The organism is Kineococcus sp. DHX-1, assembly GCF_042473625.1.
GTDB lineage: Bacteria > Actinomycetota > Actinomycetes > Actinomycetales > Kineococcaceae > Kineococcus.
Genome location: NZ_CP170445.1, coordinates 1,810,950 through 1,830,877, shown reverse-complemented (window position 1 = coordinate 1,830,877; position 19,928 = coordinate 1,810,950). Strand labels below are relative to the sequence as shown.

22 protein-coding genes and 4 tRNA genes are annotated in these 19,928 nt (G+C 73.9%); 8 read left to right on the top strand and 18 right to left on the bottom strand.

The window, feature by feature from the left end; genetic code table 11:
- Nucleotides 1-64: 64 nt before the first annotated feature.
- From yajC to ruvA, 3 genes are all read right to left on the bottom strand, one after another.
- Complete coding sequence (yajC, locus tag ACFEMC_RS08810) at nucleotides 65-451, bottom strand: preprotein translocase subunit YajC (protein ID WP_380175515.1); 387 nt, start codon at nucleotides 449-451, stop codon at nucleotides 65-67.
- Nucleotides 452-610: 159 nt separating this feature from the next.
- A complete protein-coding gene (gene ruvB / locus ACFEMC_RS08805; protein WP_380175513.1) occupies nucleotides 611-1,687 on the bottom strand; it encodes a Holliday junction branch migration DNA helicase RuvB in 1,077 nt (358 codons plus the stop codon).
- Complete coding sequence (ruvA, locus tag ACFEMC_RS08800) at nucleotides 1,684-2,286, bottom strand: Holliday junction branch migration protein RuvA (RefSeq protein WP_380175511.1); 603 nt, start codon at nucleotides 2,284-2,286, stop codon at nucleotides 1,684-1,686. The genes ruvB and ruvA overlap by 4 nt, the downstream gene beginning before the upstream one ends.
- Before the next feature lie 113 nt (nucleotides 2,287-2,399).
- On the opposite strand from ruvA, the gene ACFEMC_RS08795 reads away from it, so the two are divergent.
- Nucleotides 2,400-3,104, top strand: a complete 705-nt coding sequence (locus tag ACFEMC_RS08795; RefSeq protein WP_380175509.1) for a dienelactone hydrolase family protein — start codon at nucleotides 2,400-2,402, stop codon at nucleotides 3,102-3,104.
- On the opposite strand, the gene ruvC is transcribed toward ACFEMC_RS08795, so the two are convergent.
- From ruvC to ACFEMC_RS08775, 4 genes are read right to left on the bottom strand one after another with little or no spacing between them, the layout of a single operon-like run.
- The gene (gene ruvC / locus ACFEMC_RS08790; protein WP_380175507.1) at nucleotides 3,035-3,655 is read right to left on the bottom strand and encodes a crossover junction endodeoxyribonuclease RuvC; all 621 of its coding nucleotides are present in this window, start codon (nucleotides 3,653-3,655) and stop codon (nucleotides 3,035-3,037) included. The genes ACFEMC_RS08795 and ruvC overlap by 70 nt on opposite strands.
- Nucleotides 3,656-3,713: 58 nt before the next feature.
- A complete protein-coding gene (locus ACFEMC_RS08785; RefSeq protein ID WP_367640706.1) occupies nucleotides 3,714-4,475 on the bottom strand; it encodes a YebC/PmpR family DNA-binding transcriptional regulator in 762 nt (253 codons plus the stop codon).
- A gap of 43 nt (nucleotides 4,476-4,518) precedes the next feature.
- Nucleotides 4,519-5,136: a pyridoxal 5'-phosphate synthase glutaminase subunit PdxT gene (gene pdxT, locus ACFEMC_RS08780; RefSeq protein WP_380175505.1), complete on the bottom strand. Its 618-nt coding sequence runs from the start codon at nucleotides 5,134-5,136 to the stop codon at nucleotides 4,519-4,521.
- 52 nt (nucleotides 5,137-5,188) lie between these two features.
- Nucleotides 5,189-6,229, bottom strand: a complete 1,041-nt coding sequence (locus ACFEMC_RS08775; protein WP_380175503.1) for an Lrp/AsnC family transcriptional regulator — start codon at nucleotides 6,227-6,229, stop codon at nucleotides 5,189-5,191.
- 171 nt (nucleotides 6,230-6,400) lie between these two features.
- Here ACFEMC_RS08775 and ACFEMC_RS08770 point away from each other — a divergent pair, with 171 nt between their 5' ends.
- The 3 genes from ACFEMC_RS08770 (at nucleotide 6,401) to ACFEMC_RS08760 (ending at nucleotide 9,934) form a co-directional block, all read left to right on the top strand.
- Nucleotides 6,401-7,960, top strand: coding sequence for an AbgT family transporter (locus ACFEMC_RS08770; protein ID WP_380175501.1), 1,560 nt, complete (start codon nucleotides 6,401-6,403; stop codon nucleotides 7,958-7,960).
- Between the two features lie 22 nt (nucleotides 7,961-7,982).
- Complete coding sequence (locus ACFEMC_RS08765; RefSeq protein WP_380175500.1) at nucleotides 7,983-9,236, top strand: amidohydrolase; 1,254 nt, start codon at nucleotides 7,983-7,985, stop codon at nucleotides 9,234-9,236.
- An 86-nt stretch (nucleotides 9,237-9,322) separates the two neighbouring features.
- Complete coding sequence (locus ACFEMC_RS08760; protein ID WP_380175498.1) at nucleotides 9,323-9,934, top strand: nucleoside deaminase; 612 nt, start codon at nucleotides 9,323-9,325, stop codon at nucleotides 9,932-9,934.
- A 4-nt stretch (nucleotides 9,935-9,938) separates the two neighbouring features.
- Here ACFEMC_RS08760 and ACFEMC_RS08755 read toward each other — a convergent pair whose 3' ends face one another.
- The 11 genes from ACFEMC_RS08755 to ACFEMC_RS08705 form a co-directional block, all read right to left on the bottom strand.
- The gene (locus ACFEMC_RS08755; protein WP_380175496.1) at nucleotides 9,939-10,472 is read right to left on the bottom strand and encodes an NUDIX hydrolase; all 534 of its coding nucleotides are present in this window, start codon (nucleotides 10,470-10,472) and stop codon (nucleotides 9,939-9,941) included.
- Nucleotides 10,469-11,386, bottom strand: a complete 918-nt coding sequence (gene pdxS / locus ACFEMC_RS08750) for a pyridoxal 5'-phosphate synthase lyase subunit PdxS (RefSeq protein ID WP_380175494.1) — start codon at nucleotides 11,384-11,386, stop codon at nucleotides 10,469-10,471. Before pdxS ends, ACFEMC_RS08755 begins: the two co-directional genes overlap by 4 nt.
- A gap of 48 nt (nucleotides 11,387-11,434) precedes the next feature.
- Entirely contained in the window at nucleotides 11,435-11,986 is a 552-nt protein-coding gene (locus ACFEMC_RS08745) for a hypothetical protein (RefSeq protein WP_380175492.1), read from the bottom strand.
- Nucleotides 11,983-13,119, bottom strand: coding sequence for a glycosyltransferase family 4 protein (locus ACFEMC_RS08740; RefSeq protein ID WP_380175490.1), 1,137 nt, complete (start codon nucleotides 13,117-13,119; stop codon nucleotides 11,983-11,985). Before ACFEMC_RS08740 ends, ACFEMC_RS08745 begins: the two co-directional genes overlap by 4 nt.
- Before the next feature lie 3 nt (nucleotides 13,120-13,122).
- The gene (locus tag ACFEMC_RS08735; RefSeq protein WP_380175488.1) at nucleotides 13,123-14,034 is read right to left on the bottom strand and encodes a phosphatidylinositol mannoside acyltransferase; all 912 of its coding nucleotides are present in this window, start codon (nucleotides 14,032-14,034) and stop codon (nucleotides 13,123-13,125) included.
- Nucleotides 14,031-14,654 carry a phosphatidylinositol phosphate synthase gene (gene pgsA / locus ACFEMC_RS08730; protein WP_380175486.1) on the bottom strand — a complete coding sequence of 208 codons (624 nt, stop codon included), beginning with the start codon at nucleotides 14,652-14,654 and terminating at the stop codon, nucleotides 14,031-14,033. The genes ACFEMC_RS08735 and pgsA overlap by 4 nt, the downstream gene beginning before the upstream one ends.
- Nucleotides 14,655-14,674: 20 nt before the next feature.
- Nucleotides 14,675-15,259 carry an HIT family protein gene (locus tag ACFEMC_RS08725; RefSeq protein ID WP_380175484.1) on the bottom strand — a complete coding sequence of 195 codons (585 nt, stop codon included), beginning with the start codon at nucleotides 15,257-15,259 and terminating at the stop codon, nucleotides 14,675-14,677.
- Nucleotides 15,256-17,238: a threonine--tRNA ligase gene (gene thrS / locus ACFEMC_RS08720; protein WP_380175482.1), complete on the bottom strand. Its 1,983-nt coding sequence runs from the start codon at nucleotides 17,236-17,238 to the stop codon at nucleotides 15,256-15,258. Before thrS ends, ACFEMC_RS08725 begins: the two co-directional genes overlap by 4 nt.
- A gap of 39 nt (nucleotides 17,239-17,277) precedes the next feature.
- Nucleotides 17,278-17,835, bottom strand: a complete 558-nt coding sequence (locus tag ACFEMC_RS08715) for an MOSC N-terminal beta barrel domain-containing protein (protein WP_380175480.1) — start codon at nucleotides 17,833-17,835, stop codon at nucleotides 17,278-17,280.
- Between the two features lie 17 nt (nucleotides 17,836-17,852).
- Nucleotides 17,853-17,924: transfer RNA gene (locus ACFEMC_RS08710), tRNA-Val, on the bottom strand.
- Between the two features lie 84 nt (nucleotides 17,925-18,008).
- Entirely contained in the window at nucleotides 18,009-18,659 is a 651-nt protein-coding gene (locus ACFEMC_RS08705) for a TIGR02611 family protein (RefSeq protein WP_380175478.1), read from the bottom strand.
- Nucleotides 18,660-18,963: 304 nt separating this feature from the next.
- On the opposite strand from ACFEMC_RS08705, the gene ACFEMC_RS08700 reads away from it, so the two are divergent.
- The 4 genes from ACFEMC_RS08700 (at nucleotide 18,964) to ACFEMC_RS08685 (ending at nucleotide 19,814) form a co-directional block, all read left to right on the top strand.
- The gene (locus ACFEMC_RS08700; protein ID WP_380175476.1) at nucleotides 18,964-19,392 is read left to right on the top strand and encodes an SsgA family sporulation/cell division regulator; all 429 of its coding nucleotides are present in this window, start codon (nucleotides 18,964-18,966) and stop codon (nucleotides 19,390-19,392) included.
- Nucleotides 19,393-19,527: 135 nt separating this feature from the next.
- Nucleotides 19,528-19,600, top strand: a tRNA-Gly gene (locus tag ACFEMC_RS08695).
- A gap of 31 nt (nucleotides 19,601-19,631) precedes the next feature.
- A tRNA-Cys gene (locus ACFEMC_RS08690) sits at nucleotides 19,632-19,705 on the top strand.
- A 34-nt stretch (nucleotides 19,706-19,739) separates the two neighbouring features.
- Nucleotides 19,740-19,814 (top strand) — tRNA-Val (locus ACFEMC_RS08685).
- Nucleotides 19,815-19,928: the final 114 nt, after the last annotated feature.

Below are 19,928 nucleotides of genomic sequence, written 5' to 3'. Positions count from 1 at the left end.
ACCACCACCCGGTCAGCGCAAGCTTGTCACTGCTCGTGGACGACTGCTGTCATACCAGTAATCGCTATGCGCGAGGGGTACCGGTTCCGCTCTCGCCGGGCGTGTCCCCGTCGCGCTTGGTCAGGTCGAGCCCCTCGAGGGAGTCCGGCGCTCGGTCGGCCTCGTTCAGCGGAGCCTCCTCGACGGGAGCCACGGGAGTGACCACGCGGGCCACGGCGCGCGGCGTCCAGCGGGTCTGCAGGCCGGGAGCGATCTCGATGACCACGTGCTCGGCCGTGCGCTCGACGACCGTCCCGAACATGCCGGAGGTCGTCATGACCTCGGCACCCGGGCCGATGTCGTTCTGCATCTGCTGCTGGGCCTTCTGCTGCTTGCGCGTCCGGCTGAACATGAAGACCAGCAGCGCGGCCATGATCAACAGGAAGAACAACGAGCTGCTGCTACCACCCACGGGAAACACCTCTCCGCACCGGCGGGATCGACGACTCACCGGCACCTGTGTCGGCCCTGTGCCGACTCGGCCGACCCAACGCCACAGGCACCTGCCGGGTTCCGCGGGACGGGGGCAGGAGCACGGCGCGGGACCGACTCGCCCGGGCAGTCTAGGGGTTCACCCGGTCGGCTCCCGCGGCCCGACACCCCCGGGACCGTCCTCCAGGGGGAGCTGCCAGGCGGCGCCGACAGGGGCGTCGCGCGGCGGGGTCAACCCCAGGTGCGCCCACGTGTCGGGCAGGGCGATGCGCCCGCGTGGCGTGCGCCCCAGCAGGCCCTCGCGCACGAGGAACGGTTCGGCGACGGTCTCGACCGTCTCGGCCTCCTCCCCCACGACCACGGCCAGCGTCGACAGCCCGACGGGTCCGCCGCCGAAGCGCCGGCACAACGCGTCCAGGACGGCGCGGTCGAGACGGTCGAGCCCACGCTCGTCGACCTCGTAGACCTCCAGCGCCGCGCGCGCCGCGTTCCGGTCGACGATGCCGGAGCCGCGCACCTGCGCCCAGTCCCGCACCCGCCGCAGGAGGCGGTTGGCGATGCGGGGCGTCCCCCGGGACCGGCCGCCGATCTCGGCCGCGCCCTCGGCGGTCAGCTGCACCCCGAGCAGGGAAGCACTGCGCCGCAGCACCTGCACGAGCTCCTCGGGCGTGTAGAAGTCGAGGTACCCCGTGAAGCCGAACCGGTCCCGCAGCGGCGCCGGCAGCAGCCCGGCCCGCGTCGTGGCCCCGACGAGGGTGAACTTCGGCAGCTCGAGGGGGATCGCCGTCGCCCCGGCCCCCTTGCCGACGACGACGTCGACGCGGAAGTCCTCCATCGCGATGTAGAGCATCTCCTCGGCCGGCCGCGCCATCCGGTGGATCTCGTCGAGGAAGAGCACCTCCCCCTCGTCGAGGGAACTGAGGACGGCCGCGAGGTCCCCCGCGTGCTGGATCGCCGGACCGCTGGACTGGCGCAGGGGGGCGCCCATCTCGGAGGCGACGATCATCGCCAGCGTCGTCTTCCCCAGACCGGGCGGACCGGAGAAGAGGACGTGGTCGCTCGGCGCCTGCCGCGCCTTGGCCGCGTCGAGGACCAGCGAGAGCTGCTCGCGGACGACCTTCTGCCCGACGAACTCGTCGAGGCCGTGCGGGCGCAGGGCCGACTCGGCGGCCCGTTCCCGCTCGTCCGCGCCCGTCGTCACCAACCGCTCGCTCATCCGCGACCCGACAGGTGGCGCAGGGCCGCCCGCAGGGCACCCGGCACGTCGGCGTCGGCCGCCCCGTCCGCCAGGACCACGTCGACGGCGTCACCGGCCTGCTTGAGCGGGTACCCGAGCCCGACGAGCGCCTCGACGACCCTGTCCTTGCGCGGGTCGCCACCGCCCGTGACCGGAGCGGGGGCCGGAGCACCGGCGGGCGGGCCGAGCCGGTCCCCCAGCTCCAGGCAGATGCGCTGCGCCGTCTTCTTGCCGATGCCGGGGACGCGCACGAGGGCGGCGTGGTCGTCGGCGGCGACGGCGGCCCGGATCCCGTCCGGCCGGTGCACGGCGAGCATCGCCAGCGCCATCTTCGGCCCCACTCCGGAGGCGGTCTGGACGATCTCGAAGACCTCCTTCTCGTCGGCGTCGGCGAAGCCGAACAGCGTGAGGGAGTCCTCGCGCACCACGAGCGTCGTGTGCAGCAGGGCCTCCTCGCCGACCCGCAGCCCCGCCAGCGTCGCCGGCGCCGCCAGGACGAACATCCCGACGCCGCCCACCTCGACGACCGCCGAGTCCAGCCGCACCGCGAGCACCCGCCCGCGCACCGACGCGATCACACGACCTCCAGACCCGAGACGAACACTCCGACGCAGGGCGCCGGCTCCAGTACGAGACGCTAGACGGCCCCTCCGACACGACGGACCCGGCACGCCGGTGCAGAGTGCTCTCCGTGAGCCACGAGCAGAACGCCAACGCCCTGCAGAACGTCACCTTCGACAGCGCCACCGAGTCGGGCCACGCGCACGGCTACCTCCAGGTGCCCGAGTCCGGCAGCGGCCCCGGCGTCATCGTCATCCAGGAGTGGTGGGGCCTGACCGACCACATCGCCGCCATCGTCGACCGCTTCGCCCGCGAGGGCTTCGTCGCCCTGGCCCCCGACCTCTACGGCGGCCGCACGACCCACGACTCGGCCGAGGCCGCCCAGCTCATGACGGACCTGCCGGCCGAGCAGGCCGCCCAGGACCTCGCAGGAGCCGTGACGTACCTGCTGGACCGGCCCGAGGTGACGTCCTCGACCGTGGGCGCGGTCGGCTTCTGCATGGGCGGTGGCTTCGTGCTGCGCCTCGCGGCCCAGCAGGGCCAGCGGGTCGGGGCGGCCGTGCCGTGGTACGGCCTGCCGGGCGAGGACACCGACTTCTCGGGTCTGCGCGCGGACGTCCTCGGCCACTACGGCGAAGAGGACACCTCGGTGCCGCTGGACGCCGTCCGCGCGACGGCGGAGCGCATCCGTGAGCAGGCCGGTGTGGACGTGACGCTGCACGAGTACCCCGCGCCGCACGCGTTCTACAACGACGAGCGCCCCAACTACCGGCGCGAGTCCGCCGAGCTGGCCTGGGAGCGCACCACGACGTTCCTGCGCGAGCGCCTCGCCTGAGCCTCCGCTTCGGCGTAGGCGTTCCGCCGGCCCGTCACGAGAGCGGAGTGCGCGGCGGCCTCCAGCCGGGAGGTCGCCCCGCCCCGCCACAGGTGGCACAGGGCCAGGGCGAGCGCGTCGGCGGCGTCGGCCGGTCGCGGAGGGCTGTCGAGGCCGAGGATGCGGGTGACCATCGTCGTCACCTGCTCCTTCCCGGCGCGGCCGTCCCCCGTCACCGCCGCCTTCACCTCGCTCGGGGTGTGCATGGCGACGGGCAGACCCCGCCGGGCCGCGGCCACGAGCACGAGACCCGCCGCCTGCGCGGTCCCCATGACCGAGCGCACGTTGGCCTGGGCGAAGACGCGCTCGACGGCGACGACATCGGGACGGTGGGCGTCCAGCCAAGTCTCCAGACCCTCGCTGATGGCGAGCAGCCGCGCCTCGACGGGGTCGTCGGCGGGGGTGCGCACGACGCCGACGCCGACCATGGCGGCCCGCCGGCCCGTGCGGACCGCGTCGACCACCCCGATCCCGCACCGGGTCAGGCCGGGGTCCACCGCCAGCACGCGCACGGCCCCCACGATCGCACGGAGTGGTCGCGGGGGCCGTGAGGTGCTGCGGGGCGGAGTGTCAGGCGTCCTCGAGGGCCGCCATCACGTCGTCGGAGACGTCGTAGTTGGCGAAGACGTTCTGCACGTCGTCGCAGTCGTCGAGGACGTCGATGAGCTTGAACACCTTCGTGGCGCCGTCGGCGTCCAGGGGCACCTGGACGCTGGGGACGAAGCTGTTCTCGGCCGAGTCGTAGTCGATCCCCGCCGCCTGCAGCGCCTCGCGCACGGCGACGAGGTCGGTGGCCTCGCACACGACCTCGAACGTGTCGCCCTGGTCGGTGACCTCCTCGGCGCCGGCCTCGAGGACCGCGAGGAGGACGTCGTCCTCGCTGAGGTCGGTCCCCTCCTTGCCGATGACGACGACGCCCTTGCGGCTGAACATGTACGAGACGCTGCCCGGGTCGGCCATCGAGCCGCCGTTGCGCGTCATCGCCGTCCGGACCTCCATGGCGGCCCGGTTCTTGTTGTCCGTGAGGCACTCGACGAGCAGGGCGACGCCGTTGGGGCCGTAGCCCTCGTACATGATCGTCTGCCAGTCGGCGCCGCCGGCCTCGGCACCGGAGCCGCGCTTGACGGCGCGGTCGATGTTGTCGGCCGGGACCGAGGTCTTCTTCGCCTTCTGGATGGCGTCGTAGAGCGTGGGGTTGCCGGCGGGGTCACCGCCGCCCGTGCGGGCCGCGACCTCGATGTTCTTGATGAGCCGAGCGAAGCTCTTGGCGCGCTTGGCGTCGACGACGGCCTTCTTGTGCTTCGTCGTCGCCCACTTGGAGTGGCCGGACATGTGGTTCCCTCCGCCTCGCTGCAACTGCTCGAAAAGGTGTGCCTCAGTCCCGCTCCTGCACCATCGCCACGAAGTGGCGGTGCACCCGGTCGTCCCCGGTGATCTCCGGGTGGAAGGCCGTGGCCAGCAGAGCGCCCTGCTGCACGGCGACGATCCTACCCGCGGCCGGCCCGGAGCCCACCCGGCCCAGCACCTGCACGTCCGGCCCGGCCTCCTCCACCCACGGCGCCCGGATGAAGACCGCGTCCACGGGCGGCCCGCCGTCGGTGACGCCGGGCAGCGGCAGGTGCTCCTCCCAGGAGTCCACCTGACGTCCGAAGGCGTTGCGGCGCACGGTGACGTCGAGGCCGCCGAGCGTCTCCTGCCCCTGCGCCCCGTCGAGCAGGCGGTCGGCCAGCAGGATCATCCCGGCGCAGGAGCCGTACACGGGCAGGCCGTCGGCGATGCGCGCGCGCAGCTCGTCGCGCAGCTCGAAGACCCGCAGCAGCCGGTCGATGGTGGTGGACTCGCCGCCGGGCAGGACGAGCCCGTCCACGGCCGCGAGCTCGGTGGGACGGCGGACCGTAACGGCCCGCGCACCTCCGGCCTCGAGGGCCGCGACGTGCTCGCGGACGTCGCCCTGCAGGGCGAGGACACCGATCGTGGGACGGGCGCTGCTCACCGCAGGAGGGTAGGGGCGGGCTCGGACGACCCCGCACCCGGCCGGACACCGGTCACCAGCTGCTCCCACGCAGCAGGGCGGTCGGGACGGTCCCCACCCGGCGGCCGTCCCGCAGCAGCGCCCCCATCCGCTTGAGGCTCGACAGGATGATCGACCGGTCGACGACCTCCAGCTCCGGTTCCAGCGCGGCCAGCCGGTGCTCGATGGCCTGCAGGTGGGACATGCCGCGCAGCCAGACCGTCAGGTGCAGGTTCACGCTGCCGGCGACGACCGTGCAGGAGCGGGCCTCGGGCAGTCCCGTGCCGAACTCGGTACCGTCGTCCCAGGCCCCACCGGCCAGCTCGGTCAACCGCGCCGCCGGGAGTCGGCACCACAGGACTCCGGCCAGCGGCCAGCCGGTGTCCGGGGCGGAGACCTCGCAGCGCACCGTCACGGCCGGGGAGCGCAGGATGCGCGCGAGGTCGCGCCGCACGGTCGACAGGCTCGGCGCGTCAGCGCCCAGCCGGTCCAGCAGCTCGGGGGCCGTGATCCGCCCGTCCTGGCTCAGCGCGGAGACCAGGCGCTCGTCGAAGGTGGCCGGCCGCGACCCGGGGGCCGGCGGCGGTGCGGCGAGCTCCCGCAGACGTGTGCGCTGTCCCGGCCCCAGTGCCCCCAGCCGCCACATGCTGCCGTGCCGGACGGCTTGCAGCACCGGCAGCGCCCGCTGCCGCACGACACCGCGCAAGGACCCGATGCGCTCGCCCAGGTAGCGCTCCAGGGAGGCGGCGCCGTCGGTGCGCAGCAGCAGCAGGACGTCGTAGTCACCGGTGATCGAGTGCACCGTCAGCACCTCGGGGTCCCGGGCGAGGTCGCGGGCCACCTCCTGCACCAGCCCGGGTCGGCAGCGCACCTGCACGTGGGTGAGGGCCATCGCATCCAGGGCCCGGGTCGAGGGCACGAGCGCCGTCCACGCCCGTCCCGAGGAGGACACCTGCTGCCAGCGCCGCGCCAGCGAGGCCGGTGAGCGCCCCAGGACGTCTCCCAGCTGCACCCAGCTGGCGCGTGGCGCGACCTGCAGCGCCTCGACGAGTTCGAGGTCCGCCTCCCCCAGCACGACGCGATCCGCCTCCAAAGCCCTCGTTCCTGACACTTCCTGCCGTCTCCACCCCAGAGCGTGCCACGCGCCGCACAGTGGTCGCACCCGACGGCGTGCACGGTCCCGGCCCCGCCGGGCACCCGCGCGCCCACCCGGCGCTGTCCCAGCGCCCCGACCTCGAGGAGAACCGTGACGGCTTCGCAGACGTCGACCCGCCCCTCGGCCGCCTCGCGCGCCTTCGACCGCGTCCTGCTCGGCATCGAGCGGGCCGGCAACGCGCTGCCGCACCCCTTCTTCCTCTTCCTGCACCTGTTCGCCGCCATCGCGGTGGTCTCCAGCGTCATGGCCTGGTCCGGGGCCACCGTCACCGTGCCCGGCAGCGACGAGGTCCTGCCCGTGCGGGGTCTCCTGTCCACCGACGGGGTCCTGTGGTTCCTGGAGACGTTCGCGAAGAACTTCTCCTCCTTCCCGCCGTTCGGCACCGTGCTGATGATGCTCATGGCCGTCGGCGTCGCCGAGCGGTCCGGGCTGCTGAACGCCGCGGTGACCGCCGTGTTCGGCCGCGCCCCGCGCAGGCTCGTCCCGTACGCCGTGGCGCTGGTCGCCTGCCAGGGCCACGTCATGAGCGACGTGGCGACGATCGTGCTGCCGCCGCTGGCGGCGCTGGTGTTCCTCAAGGCCGGCCGGCACCCCGTCGCCGGGATGATCGGCACCTTCGCCTGCGTCATCGCCGGCTACTCCGGCGGCGTCCTCGTCGGCGTCCTGGACACGCTGCTGTTCGGCATCACGACGCAGGCCGCCGCCGTGCTGCCCGGCGCGGACGTGTCCGACCTCAACGTGCTGATGAACATCGCCTTCACCGCGACCTCGGGCGTCGTCCTGGGTCTGCTGGGCGGTCTCCTCATCGACCGCGTGCTCGAACCGCGCCTGGGGACCTTCGACGCCGCGGCCTCGACCGCGGCCACCGACGACCTCGGGAGCCTGCACCTCGAACCCGCCCAGCGCCGCGGCCTGCTGGTCACCGTCGCCGCGCTCGTCGTGTACGTCACGGCGCTGGCGACGGCGTGGCTGTGGCCGGGCAGCCCGCTGCAGGGCGAGGGCGGCACACTGGTCCCCTCCCCGCTGCTGAGCGGCGTCGTACCGGTGATCTTCGGGGCGTTCCTGATCGCCGGCGTCGTCTACGGGTTCGTCGCGCGGACGTTCGCGAACCGCGACGCGCTGCCGGCGGTGATGGCCGAGTCGGTGAAGACCATGGCCGGCTACGTCGTCCTGATCTTCGTCATCGCCCAGGCCATCGCGCTGTTCAGCTGGTCGAACCTCGGGTCCTGGCTGGCCGTGGAGGGCGCGGACCTGCTGCGGTCGGTGGGCCTGACGGGTTTCACGGCCGTCGTCCTCTTCGTCCTGCTGGTGTTCGTGCTGAACCTGGTCATCACCTCGGGTTCGGCGCTGTGGTCCCTCGTCGCCCCGGTGTTCGTGCCGGCGTTCATGCTGCTGGGGTACGACCCGGCGCTGACGCAGGCCGCGTTCCGCATCGGCGACTCGGCGTCCTCGCCGCTGAGCCCGCTCAACCCCTACCTCGTCATCCTGCTGACGCTCGTGCAGCGCTGGGAACCCGACGCGAAGCTCGGCACGGTGATGAGCCGCATGTCGGTGTTCGTGGGGCCCTTCCTGGTGGTCTGGCTCGCGATCCTCGGCGTGTTCTTCGCCTTCGACCTGCCCCTGGGCCCCGGTGGCTCGATCCGGCTCTGACCCCCTACCGAGAGGAACACCTGTGGACCACGGACGACTCGTCGCCCTGCGCCGCGACCTGCACCGTCACGCCGAACCCGGGTTCTGCGAGATCCGGACGGCGTGGCGGGTCGAGACGGAACTGGCCGGCCTGCCGCTGACCCTGCGCACGGGCGCGCAGGCCATGGACCTCGCTCACGTGTCGGGGTACCCCGACGACGCCGAGCGCGCCCGCTGGGCCGACCTGGCCGTCGCCGCCGGGACCCCCGCGGACCGTGCGGCCTTCTTCAGGGACCACGGCACCGCAGTGGTCGCCGAGATGACCGGGAACCGGCCAGGCCCCGTCTGGGGGCTCCGCTGCGACATGGACGCCCTCGGTGTCGTCGAGTCGACCGGCGGCCAGCACACGCCGCACCGCGAGGGCTTCCGGTCCACGACCGGTCAGATGCACGCGTGCGCCCACGACGGGCACACGGCGATCGGGGTGGGGCTGCTGCACCGCCTCGCCGACCGGGACTTCCCCGGCACCCTGCGGCTGGTGTTCCAGCCCGCCGAGGAGGGGGTGCGGGGGGCCCGGCCCATGGTGGCGGCGGGTGTCGTCTCGGGGGTGGACCGGATGCTGGCCGTCCACCTCGGCCTGGACCTGCCGGTCGGCACGGTCGTCGGCGGGGCGACCGGCGCGCTGGCCACGACGAAGTTCGCGGTGACGTTCACGGGCGAGGCCGCGCACGCGGCGGCGGCCCCCGAACGCGGCCGCAACGCGCTGGCGGCGGCTGCGTCCGCGACGCTGACGCTGCTCGGGTTGCCCCGGCACAGCGCCGGGGAGACGCGCGTCAACGTCGGGACGCTCCACGCCGGCGGCGGCGCGAACATCGTCCCGGCGCAGGCGCGGTTGACCTTCGAGGTCCGGGGCAGCACCGACCGGGCGCACGAGGACCTGCGGGACATGGCCTTGCGCGCCGTCCGCGGCGTCGCCGCCACCTACGGCGTGGAGGCCACCGTGGAGGTGTCGGGCGCCGCCGCGGGGACCACCCCCGACGAGTCCGTCATCGACCTCGTCGAGCTCGCCGCAAAGGAGACGGAGGGGGTGCGGGACTTCCGGCGCACCCATGCGATGTCCGGCAGCGACGACGCGACCCTGTTCATGCACGAGGTGCAGCGAGCGGGCGGGACGGCCGCCTACGTCCTGGTGGGCGGGGCGAACCCCGGACCGCACCACCACGCCGAGTTCGACGTCGACGAGGACTGCCTGGCGGTCGCCGTGGACGTCCTGGAGCGCGTCGTCCGCCGCGGGTGAGCGGGCTCGTCCTAGGGTCTGCTCACCCGCAGGTCCCGGTGTCGTGCTCGGCGGGCCGACGACACGACCCACCGGAAGGCGACCCGATGCCCGACACCCCGCCCCTCGCCCACTCCTTCACGATCGCCCTGCCCGCCTGGGTGGACGAGGAGCTGTCGGGCACGCCGGCCGTCCTGCCGACCCGGGAGGACCGGATGGCCCTGGTCCACTGCCTCGCCGCGCGCAACTTCCGCGAGGGCAACGGCGGCCCGTTCGCCGCGGTCGTCGTCGACACCGACAGCGGCGAGCTGGTCTCGGTCGGGGTCAACGTCGTCCTGTCCACGGGCATCTCCTCGGGCCACGCCGAGGTCACCGCGCTCGGCCTGGCGCAGGTCGCCACCGGGTCGTGGGACCTCGGCGCGGGCGGCGCCCGTCGTGAGCTCGTCGTGAACTGGCGCCCGTGCGCCCAGTGCTACGGCGCGACGCTGTGGTCGGGGGTGCGCACGCTCGTGGTGGCCGGGTCCGGACCGGAGCTGGAGGAGATCACCGGCTTCGACGAGGGGCCGGTGCGCGACGACTGGGCCGAGCAGTTCGAGGCCCGCGGGATCGCGGTGGTCACCGACGTCCTGCGGCAGGAGGCGCTGGACGTCTACCGCGCCTACGCCGCCCACGTGGCCGCGACGGGTGCGGTCGTCTACAACGCCCGCACCGACGGCTGACCCGTCAGGCGACCGTGATCGCTCCCCCCGACCAGTGCGGCGGGAGCTCGGCGAGGAGCCGCGGGAGGTCGACCGGGTAGAAGACGGCACCGGACCCGGCGAGGTCGGCCGGGACCCACCACCGCGACTCGCTGACGGACGCGCGCTCGAGGTCGGTCCAGCCGGCCCGGTCGACCTCGAAGCCCTCGGCGACGCGGTGCACGAAGAACTCCTCGGTCTGACGGCACTGAGCGCCGAGGAACGGGAAGTGCGCCGTGCGCGACCAGACGGGCCCGTCGAGCACGGCCGGGTCGACGTCGAGCCCGGTCTCCTCGCGCAGCTCCCGCGCGGCCGCCGTGCGGGGGTCCTCCCCCGGCGCCCGACCACCGCCGACGGTGAACCACCAGTCGGTGCCCGGCCGGGTGGGGTCGCACCCCCTCAGCAGCAGGACGCGTCCCGCGTCGTCGAGGACGACGACGCGGGACGCGCTGCGGGTGCGGACCCCGTCGGGGGCGTGTCCCCACTCCGGGCCGAGGAGGTCCGCCTCCGGGGTGGTCACCAGCCGCGCTGGGCCAGGCGGTGCGGCTCGGGGATGGCCTCGACGTTCAGGCCGACCATGGCCTCGCCCAACCCGCGCGACACCTTGGCGACCACGTCGGGGTCGTCGAAGAACGTCGTGGCCTTGACGATGGCCTCGGCGCGCTGGGCAGGGTTGCCGGACTTGAAGATGCCCGAGCCCACGAAGACGCCGTCGGCGCCGAGCTGCATCATCATCGCCGCGTCCGCGGGGGTGGCGATGCCGCCGGCGGTGAACAGCACGACGGGCAGCTTGCCGGTCTCGGCGACCTCCTTGACGACGTCGTAGGGGGCGGCCATCTCCTTGGCGGCGACGTAGACCTCGTCGGGGGACATCGACCGCAGCCGGTTCACCTCGGCGCGGATGGTCCGCATGTGGGTCACGGCGTTGGACACGTCGCCCGTGCCGGCCTCGCCCTTGGAGCGGATCATCGCCGCGCCCTCGGTGATGCGCCGCAGCGCCTCCCCGAGGTTCGTCGCCCCGCAGACGAAGGGGACGGTGAAGGAGTGCTTGTCGATGTGGTGCGCGTAGTCGGCCGGGGTGAGGACCTCGGACTCGTCGATGTAGTCGACGCCGAGTGACTGCAGCACCTGGGCCTCGACGAAGTGCCCGATGCGGGCCTTGGCCATGACGGGGATCGAGACCGCGGAGACGATCGAGTCGATCATGTCCGGGTCGGACATCCGGGAGACGCCGCCCTCGGCGCGGATGTCCGCGGGCACCCGCTCGAGCGCCATGACGGCGACTGCGCCGGCGTCGGCGGCGATGCGCGCCTGGTCGGCGGTGACGACGTCCATGATGACGCCGCCCTTGAGCATCTCGGCCATCCCGCGCTTGACGCGGCTGGTCCCCACGGCCGGTCCGCTGGTGGCCCCGGTGCTGACTTCACTGCTCACGTGCGCGTGCCTCACGATCGGTCGGGCGGAGTTCAGGCGGGCGCAATCCTACGACCCGGTCCCGTCGTCGTCCCCGTCGAGGAAGTCCGCCGTTTCCGGGACCCTGGCCCGTCCGGCGAGGTGCGCCCAGCGCACGATCCGCTTGCACCGCAACCGCCGCGTCTGCACGACGGCGTCGTTGTGGAAGCGCCGCGCGAGCTGGACCCGACGGGCCGCGTCGGCCACCCGCGCCAGCCCCTCGCCGTCGCCCGGCGGCAGCGCCGCGGCGAGCGCGCGGGTGAGGTCGGACTCCACGCGCCAGCGGTGCGCGTCGTCGGCGTCGTTGGCCTCGCGCAGGGCGGCCGGGGTGCGGGGCGCGTCCAGGCTGGTCGTCGCCGCGTCGGCGAGGAGCAGCGCCGACGCGGGGTCGAGGTGGTCCGAGCTCTCCAGGGCGAACTCCAGGGCCGCGCTGGCCCGCCGCGTGAGTTCGGCGTCGAGGGCGGCGCGGCTCGTCTCCACCCGCCGGTGCAGCCGGTCGACACGCTGCGCCGTGGCGGACAGCCAGCCCGCGAGCGCCGCGAGGGCCAGCAGGGCGGCGAGCACCCAGGTCACGGCGGTCACCCGGGGCTCCCCCGGTGCCCGGCGACCGTCTCGTAGACGCGCAGGACCTCCTGCGCGACGACGGACCAGTCGTAGCGCGCGGACGCCGCCTGCCCGGCGGCCGCGAGACCGGCGCGCCGGGCGGGGTCGGCGAGCAGGGCCAGCACCTCGCGCGCGGCGGCCGCGGCGTCCCCGACGGCGAAGAGCGCACCGTGGGCACCGTCGCCGAGCACCCGGCGGAACGCCCCGAGGTCGGCCGCCACGACGGCGACCCCGGCGGCCATCGCCTCGACGAGGACGATGCCGAAGCTCTCCCCGCCGGTGTGCGGGGCGAGGTAGACGTCGGCGCTAGCCAGCAGCGACTCCTTGGTGCGGTCGTCGACGGCGCCGAGGAACTCCACGGCGTCCCGGTCGGCGGGCGCGAGCAGCTCGCGGGCGGCGGCGACGTCCCCGCGACCGGCGACGAGGAACCGCGCGCCGGGGACGACGGCGCGCACGAGCGGGACGGCCTGGCACAGCAGCGGCAGCCCCTTGCGGGGTTCGTCGAGGCGGCCGACGAAGGCCACGACGGGCCGCTGCGCGGTGCCCGTCCACTCCGGACGCCGGGGTGCCTGCGCGAAGGCGCGGGTCACGACGCCGTTGGGCACGACGACGGCGTCCCCACCGACGTGCTCGACGACCGTCCGGCGCGCGTCCTCGCTGACGGCGATGCGCGCGGAGATCTTCTCCAGGCTCGGGCGCAGCAGCGGGAAGGCGGCCTGCATCGCCCGCGAGCGCAGGTTGGCCGTGTGGAAGGTCGCGACGAGCGGACCCGTCGTGGCCGAGGTGGCGGCCCACAGCGCGAGCAGCGACGTGCTGGGCGACAGGGGTTCGTGCACGTGCAGGACGTCGAACGCGCCCTCCACCAGCCAGCGCCGGACGCGACCGGCGGTGACGGGCCCGAAGGACAGCCGGGCGACGGACCCGTTGTACGGCACGGCGACGACGTTGCCGCCGGGGTCGGCGAACGGCGGCAGCGTCGACTCGTCGTCGGCGGGGGCCAGGACGCGGACGTGGTGGCCGAGGCCCAGCAGGTGCTCGGCGAGGTCGCGCACGTGGAACTGCACGCCCCCCGGCACGTCGAAGGAGTAGGGGCAGACGATGCCGATCCGCACGCCTCAGTCCTGTCCGAACACGCGCTGCAGGACGTGCCACTCGTCGGGGTGCGCCACGACGACCGCGGCGAGGGCGTCGGCGCAGGCCTGCGTCATCTGGGCCACGGCGCGCCGGCGGTGCTCGCGCGCGCTCTCGCCGGCGTGCCGGTCGGGCACGGGCACCCGCGGGCCGACGTCGATGACCAGGACGCGCCGGCCGCCGGCGACCTCGTGGAAGAGGCCGAAGGGGAACAGCGGGGCGCCCGTCGCGAGGGCCAGGGCGGCCGGGCCCTGCGCCATCCGCACCCGCTGCCCCAGGAAGTCGACCTCGACGCCGGCGGCCGACAGGTCCCGGTCGGCCAGCAGCGGGACGAAGGCGCCGGCGCGCAGCCGCCGCAGGAGGGTGCCGAAGGTGGCGGGGTCCCCCAGCGGGAGCACCTCGACGCCGAGGGAGCGGCGGAAGGTGAGGAACTCCTCGTAGACCTCCTCGGGCCGCAGGCGTTCGGCGACGGTGACGACGGGGGCGAGCTCGGTGGCCGACCAGGCCGCCGCGTGGTCCCAGTTGCCCAGGTGCCCGAGGAAGCCGATGGCGCCGCGACCGTCCGCCAGCGCCGCGCGCAGCTGCGCACCGTGGTCCATGCGGACGGTGCCGACGGTCCGCTCCCGGGTCCACCCCGGCAGCCGGAACGCGTCGAGCCAGTACCGGGCGTAGCTGCGCAGGCCGTCGCGGACGAGGGCGTCCAGCTCGGCGGGTCCGGCGTCCGGGCGGGCGTGCGCGACGTTGCGCCGCAGCTGGTCGACCCGGGGGCCGCCGCGGCGCGCGAGCAGGTCCGCCACCCTACGGCTCGCGCTCACGGCGACGTCCTCGGGCACGACGCGGGCGAACCGCCAGGCCGCCCGGAAGGCGCCGACGAGCAGCGGTTCGCGCAGGCTCACGCGTCGGCCGGCGGCACCGCGAGGGCCTGGCGCCGCACCACCGCCATGCGCTGGACGACCGTCACGGCGCTGGCGAGCGCGAGCAGCGCCAGCACGACCTGCAGGAAGACGAGCGGGACGCCGAGGCCGACGAACCCGGCCCCGACGAGGACCGCGACGATGCGTTCGCCCCGTTCGGCGAGGCCGACGTTGGCGGTGAAGCCCAGCCCCTCGGCCCGCGCCTTGACGTAGGAGACGGTGCTGCCGAGGACGAGGCACACGAGCGCCAGCCCGGCCGTCACGTCGGACTGCCCGCCGCGGGCGAACCAGACGACGAGCCCCCCGAAGAGCGCGGCGTCGGCGAACCGGTCGAGGGAGGAGTCCAGGTAGGCGCCCCACTTGCCGGAACTGCCCCGGATCCGGGCCATCGTCCCGTCGATGGTGTCCGACAGGACGAAGACCGTGGCCCCGAGAGACCCCCAGAACAGGTGGCCCGTGGGGTACAGGGCGAGCGCGCAGACCATGACCCCGACGGTCCCGGCGATCGTGACCATGTCGGGGGTGACCCCGCAGCGCAGCAGGAAGCGCGCGACGGGGGTGAAGATCCTCGTGGCGAAGGCGCGGCCGTAGGTGTTGAGCATCGTGTCGAAGGGTAGGGCGCTCAGCCGGTCGCGTCGGTGACCCACGCGGCGGCCAGGCGCGCTCGCGTGTCTTCGAGCAGTTCGGGCATCGCCTTCGTCCGGCCCACGACGGGCAGGAAGTTCGCGTCACCCTGCCACCGCGGCACGACGTGCTGGTGCAGGTGCGCCGCGATGCCCGCCCCCGCGACCTCGCCCTGGTTCATGCCGAGGTTGAACCCGGCGGGTGCGGACGCGGCGCTCAGCGTCCGGACGGCCGCCCGGGTGAACGCGGTGAACTCGGCCAGCTCGTCGGCCTCGAGGTCGACGTACGCCGAGACGTGCCGGTACGGGCAGACCATGAGGTGCCCCGGGTTGTACGGGAACAGGTTGAGCACGGCGAACACGTGCTCACCCCGTCGCACGACGAGGCCCTCGGCGTCGCTGCGCCCGGGGGCCCGGCAGAACGGGCAGCTGCCGGACTCGGCGTCGGCGGGTTTGTGCTCGCCCTGGATGTACGCCATCCGGTGCGGCGTCCACAGTCGGCCGAACCCGTCGGGCTCGCCCGCGAACCCCTCCGCCGGTTCGACGGCGGGGTCCGCGGGGACCTCCGGGGAGGACTCGCTCACACCTGCACCCGGTCGCGGACGGCCGCCGCGATGCGTTCCACGGCGTCGGCCACGGGGACGCCGTTCTCCTGGCTGCCGTCCCGGAACCGGAAGGACACGGCGCCGTTCTCGACGTCCTCGGCCCCGGCGATGAGCAGGAAGGGGATCTTCTGCTTCGTCCAGGTGCGGATCTTCTTCGGCATCCGGTCGTCGGTGTCGTCGACCTCGACGCGCACACCCGCGGCGCGCAGCCGCTCGGCGACCTCCACCAGGTGCGGCACGTGGGCGTCGGCGACGGGGATGCCGACGACCTGGACCGGCGCGAGCCACGGGGGGAACGCACCGGCGTAGTGCTCGACGAGGACGCCGAAGAACCGCTCGAGGGAGCCGAACTTCGCGGAGTGGATCATCACGGGCTGCTGCTTGGACCCGTCGGCGGAGGTGTACTCCAGACCGAACCGCGCGGGCTGGTTGAAGTCGTACTGGATGGTCGACATCTGCCAGGTGCGGCCGATGGCGTCGCGGGCCTGCACCGAGATCTTCGGGCCGTAGAACGCTGCCCCGCCCGGGTCGGGCACGAGCTCCAGGCCGGTGGCGACGGCCGCGTCCTCGAGCACCTTCGTGGCGGCGGCCCACTGCTCGTCGGAGCCGATGAACTTCTCGGAGTCCCCGCGGGTGGACAGTTCGAGGTAGTAGTCGTCGAGGCCGAAGTCCTTCAGCAGCCCCAGGACGAAGTCGAGCAGGTGGGTGATCTCCCCCGGCGCCTGCTCGGCGGTGACGTAGCTGTGGGAGTCGTCCTGGGTCAGCCCGCGCACGCGCGTGAGCCCGTGCACCACACCGGACTTCTCGTACCGGTAGACCGACCCGAACTCGAAGAACCGCAGCGGCAGTTCCCGGTAGGACCGCCCCCGCGAACGGAAGATCAGGTTGTGCATCGGGCAGTTCATGGCCTTGAGGTAATAGGTCGAGTTCTCCAGGTCCATGCCGGGGAACATCGTGTCCTCGTAGTACGGCAGGTGCCCGGACGTCTCGAACAGGCCGCCCTTGGAGATGTGCGGGGTGCCGACGTAGGAGAACCCCTCCTCGATGTGCCGGCGGCGGACGTAGTCCTCCATCTCCCGCTTCACGACCCCGCCCTTGGGGTGGAACACGACGAGACCGGAGCCGATCTCGTCGGGGAAGGAGAACAGGTCCAGCTCGGCCCCGAGTCGGCGGTGGTCGCGCCGCTCGGCCTCGGCGACGCGTTCCTGGTAGGCCTTCAGCTCGTCCTTGGACGGCCAGGCCGTGCCGTAGATGCGCTGCAGCTGCGGGTTCTTCTCGCTGCCGCGCCAGTAGGCCGCCGCGCTGCGCAGCAGGCTGAACCCGTTGCCCACGAGGCGGGTGGTCGGGATGTGCGGCCCGCGGCACAGGTCGCGGAACGCGACGGAGTCGTCCCGGCGGACGTTGTCGTAGATCGACAGACCGCCCTCGCCGACCTCGGCCGAGGCCCCCTCGGCCGCCTGGTCGGCGCTGGACTTCAGGCCGATGAGCTCGAGCTTGTACGGCTCGGCGGCCATCGCCTCGCGGGCGTCGTCGTCGGAGACCTCACGGCGGACGAACCGCTGCCCCTCCTTGACGATGCGCTGCATCGTCTTCTCGACGGTCTTGAGGTCCTCCGGGGTGAACGGACGCTCGACGTCGAAGTCGAAGTAGAACCCGTCGCGGATCGGCGGTCCGATGCCGAGCTTGGCCTCGGGGAAGTGCTGCTGCACCGCCTGGGCCATGACGTGCGCCGTGGAGTGGCGCAGCACCGCCAGCCCGTCCTCGGAGGAGACGAGCACGCCCTCGACGAAGTCCCCGTCGGCCAGCACGTGGGACAGGTCGCGCAGCTCACCGTTGACGCGGGCGACGACGACGTCGCGCTCCTCGGTGAACAGCTCGGCCGCCGTCGTGCCGGCGGTGACCTGCTGCGTCTCCTGGCCCCCGGCGCCGGATCGGGTGATGGACAGCTGGGCGGACACCGTGGGCCTCCGAGGTTGGCGTGGATGGACTCCCGGACTCTATCCGGGCGGGCCCGAGCCCTCCTCGACCACCACGTCCACCACGTCCCCGACCCGCAGCGCGCCCGGCGTCGCGACCCGGGCGAAGACCCCGCCGCAGTGCCGCGGCAGCCCCACGACCTCCAGCACCGCCGTGCCGATGCGCAGCACGGTCCCGGGCGCGAGCAGCGCGTCGACGTCGAGGACGAGGTTCGCGCGCGAGGTGTCCCCCGCCGCCGGGTCGGCCCGCTGGGCCAGGGTGACGACGTGGACGGCCTCGACCTGCCGGGCGCCGCCGGCGACGGGGACCACGTGGGCGGAGGTGACCCCGAGGAAGGCGGCGAGGTCCTGACCTCCGGGGACGAGGACGCGGGGCGCGTCGAGGGACTCCCCGAGCTGCAGCTCGCGGAGCCGGGGGGTGCGCTTGGCGGCGAGCACCTCACCGCCCGCGTCCACGACGGCGTGGGACCGGTCGCCGACCAGGCCGTCGGGACCGACGGCGGCCGACTGCGGGGAGAGTCCCCCGGCGGACTTCACGGGGAAGAGGTGGATCTCGCGCAGGGCGCCGGTGACGGACACCCCACGAGTGTGCTGGGTGGGCGATACTGGGTTCGAACCAGTGACCCCTTCGGTGTGAACGAAGTGCTCTACCACTGAGCTAATCGCCCGGTCGTCGCGCTGAACGCGACCGGCCTGAGAACCATACCGGACCTGCGGGGCTCGTCACGACAGCCCCGCGCTCTCCCCGGCTCTCAGCCCCGCGCCAGGCCCGGGACCCACTGCAGCTGGGCCGAGACGACCTCCGGGGTCCAGGCGGGCAACCCCTGCCAGGCGAGGTAGCCCCAGGCGACCGCCGCCACGGCGGCCGCCGTCCCCGCGCCCAGCGCCGCACGCGTGGCCAGGGACCGGGCGGCGATCCAGCGGACCCAGCGGTGCATTTGGCGCTCGCCGAAGTGCTTGACCCGCTGCGCCGAGGAGAACTCGCTGCCCAGGACCGCGAGCCCCATGAAGACCACGAGCCAGCCGGGGCCGGGCAGGGGCACGAGGGCCAGCCCCACGACGACCACGACCGTTCCGACGGCCCCGACGACCGCGCGGTAGGCCGCGTTGCGCCGGGCGTCGGCGCGGATCTGCTCGCGCCGGGCGTGCAGGGCTGCGCGCACCCGGCGGACCCGGTGCTGGTGGGCGGTGCGCGCCGCCGGGCCTCCCGCGGCCGGCGTGTCGCCCGCCGACCCCGTCCGTGCCACGTCGGCGTCGACCTGCCGCCCGACGCTCTGCCGGGCGCGGGGCGGGTCGGGCAACCGGGGGCCCGGCAGGTCGTCACCGTCGCGCGACTGCGCGCCCGGCCCGTCCCCGTCCGCGCCGGCTCCCGTGCCGTGGCCCTGCGTGTGCACCGCTCCCACCACGCCTCCCTGCTGCTCGCCTCGCGTCCGGGTCCGGTCGGTCCCCGGCCCCACGCCCCTCCAACGCCCGGGGGTGGCGCCGCGCTCCCGCCGGCCGGGGACGTTCTGCGCGGGTGCTTCGTGAGCCGCGTCACACCCCGACCCCCAGGGGCCCGGTGACCCCCGGTGGACGGGCCGGGGAACCGCCGGCGACACGCGGGCGTCCGAGTTGCGTCGTTCGAGTGTTTCGACGGCGCATTTGGTGGGAAACTCGTCAGCACGGTCGCTGGAGCCCGTCAGCGGCCAAGAGCACACGGAGGTCGACGTGCCTGCACTGCCGCACCGCAAGACCGAGGTCGACGTCGACGTCTCCTTGCGGCTCCGGACGACCAGCGGCCCCGGGCTGCCGGTCCCCGCCAGCCTTCACTACGGCGCCGACGACCCGTACGCGATCCACGCCGTCTTCCGCGGCGGCGACGCCGACGTCGAGTGGGTCTTCGCCCGCGACCTGCTGCGCGAGGGCCTGAGCGAGCCGAGCGGCGCGGGCGACGTGCAGGTGCGTCCCTGCACCGAGTCCGCCGACGGTCGCCCGCGGATCGTCCTGCGCCTGTCCTCCCCCGACGGCAACGCCGAGCTCGAGGCCGACGAGGCCGACGTGCGGCGCTTCCTCCGGCGGGCCGACGCCCTCGTCCCGCCCGGCCGCGAGAGCCGGCACCTCGACCTGGACGACCTGATCGCGCGCCTCGTCTCCTGAGAGCGCCTGCAGCGCAACGCCTCCCCCCGCCCGGACCACGCCGTGGCGGGGGTGATTTGGCCGAGCCCGGGATGTCGGCTAATGTTTTCAACGCCACGGGGAACCGGCCGGGAACGGCGGGGAAACCGGAAGCACGCGGACGTAGCGCAGTTGGTAGCGCATAACCTTGCCAAGGTTAGGGTCGCCGGTTCGAGTCCGGTCGTCCGCTCGGGGTTCGGCTTGCGGGGCGCGAGCCTCACGGTGGAGTGGCCGAGAGGTTAGGCAGCGGCCTGCAAAGCCGTCCACACGGGTTCGAATCCCGTCTCCACCTCCACTCAGCACCGGGTAGCTCCCGGCGCGGAGGACGAGGGCGATTGGCGCAGCGGTAGCGCGCTTCCCTGACACGGAAGAGGTCACTGGTTCGATCCCAGTATCGCCCACCACCCGAGAGGGCCCGGGACCAGCGATGGTCCCGGGCCCTTCGTGCGTCTCCGGAGCCTCCACCCCGCTCCGGCACGTCGTCGTCGCTGAGCGTCACGGGGCGTCACCCAAACGGA